The organism is Winogradskyella sp. PC-19 (assembly GCF_002163855.1).
Classification (GTDB): Bacteria; Bacteroidota; Bacteroidia; order Flavobacteriales; family Flavobacteriaceae; genus Winogradskyella.
The window spans coordinates 2,424,806-2,438,374 of record NZ_CP019332.1 but is presented as its reverse complement, the minus strand read 5'-3'; the positions used below and the strand labels follow the sequence as shown (position 1 = coordinate 2,438,374).

Annotated in this window: 13 protein-coding genes; 6 read left to right on the top strand and 7 right to left on the bottom strand. The window is 33.2% G+C overall.

Features of this window, described 5'->3' with window-relative positions; translation table 11 throughout:
• Positions 1-23: 23 nt before the first annotated feature.
• From BTO05_RS11160 to mraZ, 3 genes are read right to left on the bottom strand one after another with little or no spacing between them, the layout of a single operon-like run.
• The gene (locus BTO05_RS11160; RefSeq protein ID WP_087492743.1) at positions 24-341 is read right to left on the bottom strand and encodes an FtsL-like putative cell division protein; all 318 of its coding nucleotides are present in this window, start codon (positions 339-341) and stop codon (positions 24-26) included.
• Positions 338-1,234 (bottom strand): 16S rRNA (cytosine(1402)-N(4))-methyltransferase RsmH, encoded by an 897-nt coding sequence (rsmH, locus tag BTO05_RS11155; RefSeq protein WP_087493349.1) that lies wholly within the window; start codon positions 1,232-1,234, stop codon positions 338-340. The genes BTO05_RS11160 and rsmH overlap by 4 nt, the downstream gene beginning before the upstream one ends.
• Positions 1,221-1,691: a division/cell wall cluster transcriptional repressor MraZ gene (gene mraZ, locus BTO05_RS11150; RefSeq protein ID WP_087492742.1), complete on the bottom strand. Its 471-nt coding sequence runs from the start codon at positions 1,689-1,691 to the stop codon at positions 1,221-1,223. Before mraZ ends, rsmH begins: the two co-directional genes overlap by 14 nt.
• A gap of 234 nt (positions 1,692-1,925) precedes the next feature.
• Between mraZ and BTO05_RS11145 the strand changes: the two genes are divergently transcribed.
• Positions 1,926-2,690 (top strand): alpha/beta fold hydrolase, encoded by a 765-nt coding sequence (locus tag BTO05_RS11145; protein WP_087492741.1) that lies wholly within the window; start codon positions 1,926-1,928, stop codon positions 2,688-2,690.
• A gap of 63 nt (positions 2,691-2,753) precedes the next feature.
• A complete protein-coding gene (gene yihA, locus BTO05_RS11140) occupies positions 2,754-3,371 on the top strand; it encodes a ribosome biogenesis GTP-binding protein YihA/YsxC (RefSeq protein WP_087492740.1) in 618 nt (205 codons plus the stop codon).
• On the opposite strand, the gene BTO05_RS11135 is transcribed toward yihA, so the two are convergent.
• Both BTO05_RS11135 and BTO05_RS11130 read right to left on the bottom strand, forming a co-directional pair.
• Entirely contained in the window at positions 3,368-4,462 is a 1,095-nt protein-coding gene (locus BTO05_RS11135; protein WP_087492739.1) for an ABC transporter permease, read from the bottom strand. The genes yihA and BTO05_RS11135 overlap by 4 nt on opposite strands.
• 14 nt (positions 4,463-4,476) lie before the next feature.
• The gene (locus BTO05_RS11130) at positions 4,477-6,612 is read right to left on the bottom strand and encodes a carboxy terminal-processing peptidase (RefSeq protein WP_087492738.1); all 2,136 of its coding nucleotides are present in this window, start codon (positions 6,610-6,612) and stop codon (positions 4,477-4,479) included.
• A gap of 172 nt (positions 6,613-6,784) precedes the next feature.
• On the opposite strand from BTO05_RS11130, the gene surE reads away from it, so the two are divergent.
• The 4 genes from surE to BTO05_RS11110 all read left to right on the top strand — a co-directional run bounded on the left by surE (position 6,785) and on the right by BTO05_RS11110 (position 11,330).
• Positions 6,785-7,561, top strand: a complete 777-nt coding sequence (surE, locus tag BTO05_RS11125; RefSeq protein ID WP_087492737.1) for a 5'/3'-nucleotidase SurE — start codon at positions 6,785-6,787, stop codon at positions 7,559-7,561.
• A 62-nt stretch (positions 7,562-7,623) separates the two neighbouring features.
• Entirely contained in the window at positions 7,624-8,733 is a 1,110-nt protein-coding gene (gene lpxB, locus BTO05_RS11120) for a lipid-A-disaccharide synthase (protein ID WP_087492736.1), read from the top strand.
• Positions 8,733-9,266, top strand: a complete 534-nt coding sequence (locus BTO05_RS11115) for a C40 family peptidase (protein ID WP_087492735.1) — start codon at positions 8,733-8,735, stop codon at positions 9,264-9,266. The genes lpxB and BTO05_RS11115 overlap by 1 nt, the downstream gene beginning before the upstream one ends.
• A 27-nt stretch (positions 9,267-9,293) precedes the next feature.
• Complete coding sequence (locus tag BTO05_RS11110; protein WP_087492734.1) at positions 9,294-11,330, top strand: ComEC/Rec2 family competence protein; 2,037 nt, start codon at positions 9,294-9,296, stop codon at positions 11,328-11,330.
• A gap of 2 nt (positions 11,331-11,332) precedes the next feature.
• On the opposite strand, the gene BTO05_RS11105 is transcribed toward BTO05_RS11110, so the two are convergent.
• Together BTO05_RS11105 and BTO05_RS11100 are read right to left on the bottom strand one after the other, a co-directional pair.
• Positions 11,333-11,884 (bottom strand): thioredoxin family protein, encoded by a 552-nt coding sequence (locus BTO05_RS11105; protein ID WP_410529720.1) that lies wholly within the window; start codon positions 11,882-11,884, stop codon positions 11,333-11,335.
• A gap of 90 nt (positions 11,885-11,974) precedes the next feature.
• On the bottom strand, positions 11,975-13,567 hold the full coding sequence (locus BTO05_RS11100) for a peptide MFS transporter (protein ID WP_087492732.1): 1,593 nt from the start codon (positions 13,565-13,567) through the stop codon (positions 11,975-11,977).
• Positions 13,568-13,569 lie beyond the last annotated feature (2 nt).

The window sequence follows — 13,569 nt, the reverse complement described above, 5'->3', positions numbered from 1 at the left end:
GTTAGTTTCTGTTGTTGCCAATGTTAATCTTGTGCTATAATTTTTATTTTTCTAGGCGGAACTTTTGAAGTTTCCAACCCTTTTTCTTCTACTTTTTTTATAATGGTAGATTCCATTTTTAATCTCATCAGTTTTGAGCGACCATCAACAAAAGCCGAGCGTAAATCCTTAACCTCGTCACTTAACCTTGATATTTCAAATACTTTTTTGTCTGCACTATGAGCACTTGCAATCATAATTATGGCTAGTCCAGAAATAAAAAGAATGACCCGCCAATTTTTGAACGAATCATCACTGATTAGAAATGTACCTCTTAATATGCCGTAGATACTTTTTTTCACAATTTCTCTGCTATCCTTAGTTTTGCACTTCGTGCTCTGTTATTAATTTTAATTTCCTCTTTTGAAGGAACTATCAGTCCTCCTACTTTTTTTAGTGGCACTTCGAAATTGCCAAACATATCTCGCTCTGGTTCACCTTCAAACAAACCGTTTCTTATATAGCGTTTTACCAATCTATCTTCTAGAGAATGGTAAGAGATAAAACTTAACCGACCATTAACTTTTAATATCTCTGGCGTTTGCTGCAACAATTCTTTTAAAACCTCAATCTCTTGGTTTACCTCTATTCGTATAGCCTGATAAATCTGAGCTAATACTTTATTTTCTTTTCTATGATTTAGAAAGCGTTTTAAAACTCTCTTAAGCTGTTCGCTTGTTTTTATTTCATGATTTTTTCTTTCTTCAACTATCACTCTTGCCATTGCTGGCGCTTGCCTTAACTCACCATATTGAAGCAATACTTGTTTCAAATCTTCTTCTTCATAAGTATTTACGACATCGAAAGCTGAAAGTGCGCTATCCTGATTCATCCGCATATCCAAATCTGCTTCGAACCTTGTAGAAAACCCTCGTTCCGCAACATCAAACTGATGAGAAGAGACCCCGAAATCAGCAAGGATTCCATCAACTTCTTTTACGCCATGAAATTTCAAAAAACGCTTTACATATCTAAAATTTTCGTTTATAAGTGTAAATCTATCGTCATCAATAGCATTACCTAATGCATCTGCATCTTGATCAAAAGCGTAAAGTCTTCCATTTGGCCCAAGCCTTTTTAAAATCTCTAGACTATGGCCACCACCACCAAAAGTGACATCAACATAAACACCATCTGGCTTTATATTAAGACCATCGACTGTTTCTTTTAGTAAAACTGCATTATGATACTCCATGTTCACTATCATCTTGTCCCATAACCTCTTCAGCTAAATCTGCAAAATCAAGCGCTGCGTCATCAATAGCTTTTTCATACTTATCCTTATCCCATATTTCAACAATGTTAACTGCCGAAGCCAAAACAGTTTGTTTGGTTATACCAGAAAACGCTAGTAAATCTTTTGGAATCAATAATCGACCAGTAGCATCAACCTCTACAACTTTGACACCAGCTGTAAAGCGACGAATAAAAGCATCATTCTTTTTATTAAAACGATTGAGCTTATTTACTTTTTGCATCAACTTTTCCCATTCTGGCATTGGATACAACTCTAGACATGGCTGAAAAACAGCTCTTTTTAACACAAAACCAGATTGCATCACAGGAGCCAACTGTTTCTTTAAAACAGCTGGCAGCATAAGCCTTCCTTTGGCATCTGCTTTTACTTCGTATGTTCCTATTAATGCGTTCAATCTATTGGGTCAAAAAAGGTTGCAATTCAATTTGCAAATCAAATATATCGAAAAAATACCCACATTTTACCACATTCTACCACATTTGTTAATAAGTTTTTGTTTTTTCGACAAAAAACATACTTAACACTTAACGATAAAGCGTCGATATTTTGAATAAAATGTGAGCAGATATAGAAGTTATAATCCCAAGTATTTAACTATATTTGTTTCAAACTATACTAACTAATTTGCATGGCACACCTTTTAAAGGAAGAAGGAGATTTTAAATACATCGAAGTAGGCGAAGGAACACCAATCATAGTACTTCACGGACTTATGGGTGGACTTAGTAATTTTGATGGCGTTACTGATTTTTTCAGTGCTAAAGGTTATAAAGTAGTAATTCCAGAATTACCGCTTTACACTATGTCACTTTTGAAAACTAATGTGAAAGCTTTTGCAAATTACCTAAAGAAATTTATCGATTTCAAAGGTTATGATAGTGTATTATTACTAGGAAATTCACTAGGTGGACACATTGGACTATATCACACAAAACTATATCCTGAAAAAGTAAAAGGTCTCATAATCACTGGTAGTTCTGGGCTTTACGAAAGCGCTATGGGAAGTGGTTACACAAAACGTAGTGATTACGAAGTCATCAAGAAAAAAGCCCAAGACGTATTTTACGACCCTGAAGTAGCAACTAAAGACATTGTTGACGAAGTTTATGAAACCGTAAATGATAGAAACAAACTCATAAAAACTTTAGCAATTGCAAAAAGTGCCATTAGACACAATATGGCAAAGGATTTGCCAAAAATGAAAACTCCTACTTGCATCATTTGGGGAAAGAATGATACCGTAACACCACCAGAAGTTGCAGATGAATTTCATGAATTATTACCTGATTCAGAATTATTTTGGATTGACAAATGTGGTCATGCTGCTATGATGGAACATCCTAATGCGTTTAACGATATTCTATTTGGCTGGTTAGAATCTAGAAGGTTTTAAAAACTAACACTTACAACATTTTCAACACAAGTTCTTTTATATAAAGATGCTTAACTTTGCGCTATGAAAATAAAATCAGCTGAATTTATTATAAGTAACTCAGAAGTTTCAAAATGCCCTACGCAACCATTTCCTGAGTATGCATTTATTGGTCGAAGTAATGTCGGAAAATCTTCGCTAATAAACATGTTGACTAGTCGCAAGAGCTTAGCAAAGACTTCTGGAAGACCAGGAAAAACACAGCTTATTAATCATTTTCTAATTAATAAAAATTGGTTTTTGGTTGACTTGCCGGGTTATGGCTATGCAAGAGTTTCAAAGTCATCAAAAAAGACATTTCAAAAATTTATTACTAATTATTTTGAAAAACGTACCCAGTTAGTTTCTGCCTTTGTTTTAATTGATATTAGACACAAACCTCAACCGATAGACCTAGAGTTTATGCAATACTTAGGTGAACATGAAATACCTTTTTCTATCATTTTTACAAAAGCTGACAAACTAAAGCCAAAGACCATAGAAAGACACGTTGAAGATTACTGTAATAATCTATTGCAATTTTGGGAAGAACTACCACCGCATTTTGTAACATCGTCTAGCAAAACTATTGGTAAAGAAGATGTTTTAGGATTTATTGGTGAGACTAATGAAGAGATTGAGCAGCTGAGAAAGGGAAATTAACTCTTAACATCTAAAGCATCACGTAATGCATTTCCAATTAACATAAAAGCCATTACCAAAACCATAATACAAATACCAGGAATTAGAGCTAAATAAGGCTTACCTAATATGATGTAATTATAATGGTCTTTTATCATAGCTCCCCAGCTAGCCATAGGTGGTTGCGCACCAATACCCAAAAAGCTTAATCCACTTTCTATTAATATAGCTGCTGCAAAATTAGCCGCACAAATCACGATAAGCGGCGCCATAATATTAGGTAAAATGTGTTTGGTAATTATCCTAAAATCTGTAAAACCTAAAGCTCTTGCCGCAGTAACATATTGCAGCTGTTTTGCACCAATAATTTGACCACGCACTACTCTAGCAACTTCGACCCACATCGTTAAACCTACGGCAATAAAGACTTGCCAAAAACCTTTACCCAAGGCCAGCGTAATGGCTATGACTAAAAGCAATGTTGGTATTGACCATGTGATATTAATAACCCACATAATAAATACATCTACTTTTCCGCCATAATAACCTGCTAAACTTCCCATAAAAAGGCCAATTATTAAAGAAATAAAAACAGCCACAAAACCTATAAAAAAAGAAATACGTGCACCAATTAAAATACGACTTAAGTAATCTCGACCATACTTATCTGTACCAAAAACAAAAGTTCTTTCTTTTATAAAATTCATATAATTGTTGTCAGCGAAAATGGTCAAGGGTAAACTTTTTTTCTGACCTATCAAACCATCAGAAGCGTATTCGGTATACATCAATTTTTCTTTTTCTACCTTATAATCAGAAATAGGAATCTCTGTTGTAGTACTATTTTTTCCAAAGAATAGTTTAGATACAAATGAAGTTTCATCTTTAATATCACTAGGAACTTCTAACATTTCGACTTTAAAACCAGGTGATTTTGAATGAATTGACAAATGCATCTGATTTGCATTTTTTGAATTATCTGGCACCAAAACATAAGCAAAAACAGACATCAAACCGATAGCAACAATTACCCAAAAACTGAAAACGCCCCAAATATTCTTTTTGAATTTTTGGAGCGCTAACTGTGATAATGAATTATTAGTTTTTGACATGTATTGTCAGACTTTTAGTTCTTCATTTTTGCTACATTACTTTTTATAGCATAAGATAATTTTAAATCGTTAAGCACATTTAAAGCTTCCTCTACATAAACATCTTTACTTAAACTTACGTGCCAACGCTTGCGTTTTTCCTTTAAGATTGAGTCTTTTTCAACCAACTTTAACTCATAAGGTAAAGAGTTAAAAGTTAAGTCAGTTTTATAGTCAGATAATTTTTCAAAACGCTTAGCTTGCTCTTCATTAAGTTCTAAACGTCTTTTATAAGCTTCATAATTCAACGAAAATGTTTCATTCTCTCTAATGTCATTTATCCATTTTGCATTTTCATCAATTAACTTTAATTGCTCGTTATTTTCGATACGTTTTTTACTTTTAGAAATAGCCGCATCATAATCATAATAGTTTTCCCATAGATTGTAATCCGCAGAATCAATCTTATCCCATGACAATGGATTGTCTTGTGTACGTTCTCCTATTCCTATGTATTTGTAGCGATCCGGAACAATGATATCGCTCTTTACGCCTTTAAGTTGTGTAGAGCCACCATCAATTCTGTAGTACTTATCAGTAGTAAACTTAATTGCCCCTAAATCTCCATTAGAATTATTACGGACCATTCTGTTTAAGTCTACAACTCTTTGAACTGTCCCTTTTCCAAAAGTTTGCTCACTTCCTATTACAACTGCACGTTTATAATCTTGCATAGCTGCTGCTAAAATCTCTGAAGCTGATGCTGACAATTCATTTACCATTAACACTAAAGGTCCGTCCCAGACGATAGACTTATCAGTATCTTTTAAAATTCTTTTTGGTTCTGCAGTACTTTTTACCTGAACAATTGGACCTTCTTCAATAAACAATCCAGCCATATCTACAACAGCTCCTAACGAACCACCGCGATTATCTCTTAGATCTAAAATAACACCTTCTATACCTTCTTTCTTTAGTGCTTCTATTTCCCGTTTCACATCGATAGAGCAACTAATTCTATTAGAAGAGTCAAAGTTATCATAGAAACTCGGTAGATTAATAAGACCGTATTTTTTTCCGTCTTTCATAACCGTCGACGACTTTGCATAAGTTTCTTCCAATACGACCTCATCACGAACAATAGAAATATCTTGTACAGTTCCGTCAACTTTTTTTACTGTTAATGTAACGGTTGTTCCTTTTTCTCCCAGAATAAATTTTACTGCATCTTCGAGACGCATACCAATAATATTAACACCTTCTTCTTCATCTTCTTGTGTTACTTTTAAAATCTGGTCACCTGGTTCTAATTCATTTTGTCTCCAAGCTGGACCACCACTAATTAACTCACTAATAGAAATAACATCTAATTTACGCTGTAAACGCGCACCAATACCTTCGTATTTACCTGACATATCTCTATCAAAACGGTCTTTATCTTCTGGATTAAAATAAAATGTATGTGGGTCAAACTCACTGACAACAGCATTTATATAAACGCCAAACCAATCTTTTCGTTGGCGCTCTTCCATATATGTGTATAGCTCTTCTAGCGATTTTCTTGTTGTTTCTCTTGCTTCTGCTTCTAATTCTTTTTCAGATTTCAATTCAACACTATCATCCTCTTCAGCCATTATGTTATTGTTCTCAATAGCTTCGTCGTAATTAGCAATCGTAGAAAACTTAAGTTGTTTTCTCCAACGCTCTTTCATTTCACGCTTGTTTTTTACGTAATCTAATTCATCATAATCAGAATCAAATTCCTCGTCTTTAGTATAATCAAAAGACTTGTTTAAAATCTTCCCGAAAGTTTCTTTAGACTCTTCAATTCTTTCGATTAAACGTTTGTGAGTCATGTCAAAAAATGACAAATCGTAAGCTTTTAGCTGATCATCTAATTCGATTTTGTAAGTCTCAAACTCTTTGATATCCGACTGATAGAAATAACGTTTAAAAGGGTCTAACTGCTTGATGTAATCATCATAGACACGAACTGAAAACTCGTCATTAATATCTTGAGGTGCAAAATGCCCTTGATCTAATAAATACGTAATTAACCTAACTAACAACTTATCTTTATCTCCATCTCCTGCATCGACTTTACTTGTAAAGCTACATGAAGCAAATGCTATTAGTAGTGCTAACAATAAAAATTTGTATTTCCCTCGCATGTGTATTCTTTTTTTTTAAAATTGAAAACATTTTTCAACATATAGTTGACTAAAATAGACGAAAAAACCGTGCCATAAAACCAAACTGCTACTAATTTTTTGTTAAACCAGCTGACTCTAGCTTTTACTCGCTATTTTAGTATTTTTGTGAAAGGAATCTAAAACTCCATAAATGTCAAAAAGACCTTTAATTCTTGTAACTAATGACGATGGCATAACTGCTCCAGGAATTCGAACTCTAATTAGTGTTATGAACACAATCGGAGATGTTGTCGTAGTTGCACCCGATAGCCCGCAAAGTGCAATGGGACATGCGATAACTATTAACTCGACGTTACATGTCGAAAAAGTAAAAATCGACAATGGCCCACAAACTGAATATAGTTGCTCTGGCACACCTGCAGATTGTGTAAAACTAGCAGTTAGAGAGGTTTTAAACAGAAAACCTGACCTATGTGTTTCTGGAATTAATCATGGTTCTAACTCATCCATAAATGTTATTTATTCTGGTACAATGAGTGCAGCTTTAGAAGCTGGCATCGAAAGTATCCCTGCAATTGGATTCTCGTTACTGGATTATAATTGGAGTGCTAATTTTGAACATAGCAAAGCTTTTGTAAAAACAATAGCGCTTAATGTCTTAAATAATGGCTTACCAAAAGATGTTGTTCTTAACGTGAACATACCCAATACAGAAGAAGAAAATATACGAGGCATAAAAATTTGTAGACAAGCACGTGCTAATTGGGAAGAAGAGTTTGACAAACGCACAAATCCTATGGGACGAGATTACTATTGGCTGACTGGTAAGTTTGTTAACATGGATAATGGTGAAGATACAGATGAATGGGCTTTAGAAAACAACTATGTATCCGTTGTGCCTGTGCAATTTGATTTGACAGCTCATCATGCCATACAGCAACTAAACTCTTGGGATTTTGAATCTTAAAACATATAAATTTAATAGAGATTTCTCAACTCCGCTCGAAATGACAGTAAATCAAAATATAGATGAAATATTATATCATAGCTGGTGAAGCTTCTGGAGACTTACATGGATCCAATCTTATGAAGGCTTTATTCAAAGAAGATAAAAAAGCAGACATTCGATTTTGGGGTGGTGATTTAATGCAAGCTGTTGGTGGTACATTAGTAACTCACTATAAAGAGCGCTCTTTTATGGGATTTGCTGAAGTAATTATGAATCTTAAAACCATTTTAGGTTTTATAAAGTCATGCAAAAAAGACATTGAAGCTTTCAAACCTGATGTTATTGTTTTTATAGATAACTCTGGTTTTAATCTAAGAATAGCCAAATGGGCAAAAGAAGAAGGTTATAAAACTCATTATTATATTTCACCACAAGTATGGGCGTCTCGTGCAGGTCGTGTTAAAAAAATAAAGCGTGATGTTGACGCGATGTATACCATTTTACCTTTTGAAAAGCCTTTTTATGACCAGTATAACTATAATGTAAATTTTGTTGGACATCCGCTTATCGATGCTGTATCTAACCGAAATTTAGTTGATGAAATGGTCTTTAGAAAAAAACATAAACTCAGCAACAAGCCTATTATTGCGCTTTTACCAGGTAGTCGAAAGCAAGAAATTAAGAAGATGCTTGATGTCATGCTAAGCGTAGTCGATGATTTTTCAGACTATCAATTCGTAATTGCAGGAGCACCAAGTCAAGATTTTAGTTTCTATCAATCAATAATTCAGTCACGCAACATCGCATTTGTAGATAATAAAACTTATGACTTACTCAGCATTTCATTTGCCGCACTTGTAACTTCTGGAACAGCAACACTAGAAACCGCATTATTTAAAGTCCCGCAAGTGGTTTGTTACAAAGCAAATACTATTTCATATCAAATTGCTAAGCGTATAATTACATTGAAATTTATATCCTTAGTTAACCTAATTATGGACCGTGAAGTTGTGACCGAGTTAATCCAGGGCGATTTGAATACTAAGCGTCTAAAAAAAGAACTAAAATCCATATTAAACTCAGAAAAACGAGAGCAATTATTTCTTGATTATTTTGAACTGGAGAAGAAGCTTGGCGGAAAAGGCGCCAGTGAAAACACTGCAAAACTGATATACAAGGCTATCGCTTAATGAAGAAAATATACGTCCTACTCATCATAATTATTTCGTTAAGCAGTTGTAAATCTGCCCAGAACAAATCACAACGTAAAAAAAGAGCTTCAAATAAAACAACAAAAGTTGTTACAAAAAAACCGAAGTCTTCATCAAAATCAATTTCAAAAACTGCAGAAGCTATTATCAGAGAAGCCAAATCTTATAAAGGGACTAAATACAAATATGGCGGTAATAGTAAACGTGGTATTGATTGTAGTGGATTAATCTATAACGCATTTGGCGAGAACGGCATTGTTATGTCTAGAACCACAAGAGACTTGTCAAATACTGGCAATTGGATTGATATAAAAAAAATTCAGGAAGGTGATTTAGTATTTTTTGCAACAAAAAAGAATAGCCGAAAAGTCAATCATGTTGGGATAGTAACACATGTAAATCGAGGTGAAATCTCATTTATTCATGCGTCTTCGAGTCGTGGCGTTATGATATCAAAAATCTCAGAACGCTATTGGTATCTCGCTTATGTTCAAGCTAGGCGATATCTATAAATAAAAATTTTGTAGTAACTTTCTGTAATGAAGTTACTCAATTTTAATATCATAAAACTAACTATTTACCTAACATTAGGAGTCCTAATTGGCTTTTATTTTAATATACAGCCAAGAATCATTTTATTTTTATATTCGATATTATTTGTAGGATTTTGTATAAGTTTCTTTATTTCAAAACGCAATAAACTTACATTAGTTTTTGGAAGTTTTGTGTTTTTAACTTTCGTTTCCATTGGAGTTTTTGCTACAAAAATTCATGATGAAACACTACAATCTTCGCATTACACAAACTCCGAAGATGATTTTAAAAGCTATAATAATTTAAGCTTTAAAGTAACAAAGCGCTTAAAACCGGATATATATAACACGAAGTATGTCGCTGAAGTTTTATGTCTTAACGACCAAAAAACATCTGGACAAATACTTATAAATCTAAAAAAAGATTCGATTCCCAAAACTTTAGAAATAGACCATATTTACTTTACCAACGATAGACTAACTGAAGTTGTCAAACCAAAAAACCCTTATCAATTTGATTATAACAACTATCTAAAACAAAGAAATATTCATCATCAGCTATACCTTAACAGTGATGAGATAATTCGATTAAAAAACACGTCAAAATCAATCAATGGCTATGCTGATAGTTTTAGAATTACAATTAATAATAAACTAGAAAAATATGGTTTTAAACCTGACGTATTATCTATTATAAACGCATTGCTTTTAGGGCAACGACAGGATATTAGCCCTGAAATATACAATAGTTATGTCAATGCTGGTGTTATACATATTTTAGCAGTTTCTGGTTTACATGTTGGTATAATTTTTATCATTTTGACCTGGTTATTTAAGCCTTTACACCGTTTTAAGTATGGAAAGCACCTTATAAAACCAGTGTTGATTATTCTGATTCTGTGGTGTTTTGCTTTTATTGCTGGACTTTCACCATCCGTAACAAGAGCTGTAACAATGTTTAGCATTATTACGTGTGCTCAATTTCTCAAACGCCCAACCAATATTTATAATACGATAAGTATCTCTATATTTCTTATGCAATTGGTAAATCCTATATATATTTTTGATGTTGGTTTTCAGATGAGTTACGTTGCCGTTTTGGCAATTGTAAGTATACAACCTATACTTTACAAATTTTGGGAAGCTCCAAATATAGTTTTTGATAAGTTTTGGCAGATTTTGACTGTAACTATCGCAGCACAACTAGGTGTTGCGCCGCTTGGGTTATTTTATTTTCATCAATTTCCAGGGCTGTTTTTTGTATCTAATTTGGTTATTATCCCAATCCTAGGTGCCATTCTAGGTTTAGGCATTTTAGTAATCGCGTTGGCATTAGTGGATAAATTACCAGAATTTGCTGTTTGGGGATTTGGCTTTATCATAGAAACTTTAAATACATTTATTGCTTGGGTTGCAAAGTTCGAAAATTTTCTTTTAAAAGATATATCATTTAGTTTCTATCATGTAATAGCAAGTTATCTTATTTTGATTAGTGGTATATATCTTTGGAAACAGAAAACAGTAAAATCATTGAATTACGCATTACTGAGTATTCTACTATTTTCAAGTGTCATACTTTTTAATAAATATAAAAACAGTACTTATGAATTTGTGGTTTTTAATAAAAGTAGAGCAACCATTGTAGGCGAAAAAAGGAATCAAAATCTACACCTTACGCATAACTTTGACACTACTAAAATTAAGTCTGATAAACTATTTAAAAATTATAAAGTTGGTAATTTTATAAAATCCATTTCCATTGATAGTTTAAACTCTATTTATAATATTGATAATGACTATTTATTAATTATTGATAGTCTAGGTATATATAATTTAAAGCAGTTAAAACCTAAATATGTTTTACTTACTAATTCTCCTAAAGTGAATCTTAACCGATTGATTGACTCATTAAGACCGGAGTATATAATCGCAGACGCTAGTAATCACAAATCGTATGTACAACGTTGGAAAGCAACTTGTATAAATAAAAAAATCCCTTTTCATAGTACATATGAAAAGGGAGCTTTTATATTAAGAAAATAATCTTATTTAGTTTTAGAAAATGTTGGTTTAAAGGTTTCGTAGTATTTATTAAAAGCCTCTTGCGTTTTTATCTCCTTGTATTTATCATCCTTAAAAATAGTCAAAAAGACTTCTAATTGTTGAGGTGTTTTGTAACCTACAACCGGAGTTATAAAATTTGCTTCTTCGTCTAAAAACAAAATTGTTGGATAAGAACGAATGCTAAAATATCTAGATAACTGGTGTGGTGCGTTTCGTCTTTTGGCCTTAGCTGGATCATATTGAGGATTGGTAAAGACTTCGCCTTTAAAATTCACTTCCTCATTACCTTCTGCATTGAACTTTACGGCATAGTAATGCTCGTTGACATATTTTGCCACATCTTCGTTTTTAAATGTATCACGGTCTAGCATTTTGCATGGCCCACACCAAACTGTATACATATCTACCATAATCTTCTTTGGAGTTTTCTTTTGCAGCGCAATTGCCTCCTCAAAAGTCATCCAATTTATTTCTTGTCCTGATACGTTGATTGCCATTAGCAATACAAACACTCCTAAAAATATCTTTTTCATCATAATCAGTTTGTAGCAATTACTAGACCAAACTTACAAAATAAAAAACGCCCTATGTAGAGCGTTTTTTGTTTTAACTATTATTTATATTTATCTGATGCCGTGCATCATTCTGATTAATGTTTTGTTTAAAATCAACATTATAACTCCTGCCCCAACTGGTATAGCTGTAAATATCAAAAAGAAAGTTGCCATTCCATATTCCTCAACAATTGGGTCAATGTAACTACCTGTAATACCTGCTGCAAAATTTGCTATAAAATTCGCTACAAACCAAATACCAAACATCATACCTACCAACTTAAGCGGCGCTAGTTTACTTACATAAGATAAACCTACAGGAGATACACAAAGTTCTCCAAGTGTATGAAATAAATATGCTAAAACTAGGAATATCATACTTACTGAAGCTGATTTAGCTCCTAATGGAATTCCCATTGAGCCGTATGACAAAATACCAAAACCAAGACCTAATAAAATTAATCCAATCGCGAACTTAACAGGACCACTTGGATTATATTTACTTTCCCATACTTTAGAAAACAATGGTGCAAAAGCAATTATAAAGAAGGAATTAAGAATACCAAACCAAGATGCTTTTACTTCAGCCACTTCTGCATTAAACTCTCTCACAAGCATCCAAATAACTATTCCCCAAATAATCACAAAACTTGTTCCTAAGAACATGTTGGATAATGCATATTTCTTAAAAGTTTGTTTAAAGAGCATTACTAAAACCCATGTTATTATTAACATTGGCACTACGGTTAATAAGGTATTAAATACTTTAAATGTTGTAGCTCCGCTACCTTCTAAAACTCTATCAGTATAGTCCGCAGCAAATATGGTCATTGAACCACCTGCTTGTTCAAAGGCCCACCAAAAGAAAATAGTAAAGAAAGAAAATACACCAATAACTTTTAATCTATCAGCTGTAACTTTAGACTTTGATGCATGGTCAGCTACTGCTTCAATAGCATCTTTTGTATCTTCTATAGAATCCTCTATAACATCGTCTAAGTCTTCAGCATCTTTTGGAGACAAACCAATATTTCCAAATATTTTTTGAGCATAGAAGAACTGTAACATTCCAAAAAACATAAAAATACCTGCAAGTCCAAAACCATAATGCCATCCAACAGATTCACCTATATAACCACATAAAAGAATACCTAAAAACGCACCTGCATTAATACCCATATAAAAAATAGTATAGCCCGCATCTTTTTCTTTTCCTTGATTTTTATATAATTGACCAACAATTGAAGAAATATTTGGCTTAAATAGACCATTACCAATAATAAGCAATCCTAATCCTAAATAGAAAAAGGTATCAGCTGTAACTTCTAAAGCCATTGAAGCATGACCTAGTGTCATTAGTAAAGCTCCTAATACGACAGCCTTTCGATACCCCATTAATTTATCAGCTATAAAACCTCCAATAATTGGTGTTATATATACCAAGCCTGTATACCAAGCATAAAGGACTAATGCTTCTGATCGTTCCCAGCCCCAACCGCCTTCACCTAAGATAGCTGCAGTTAAGAATAACACAAGCAATGCTCGCATACCGTAATAAGAAAAACGCTCCCACATTTCTGTGAAAAACAAAACAAAAAGGCCAGATGGATGACCTAATACTGTCTTTTGATTCGTTTCAGAACCTCCAAATTTAAATTCCATAT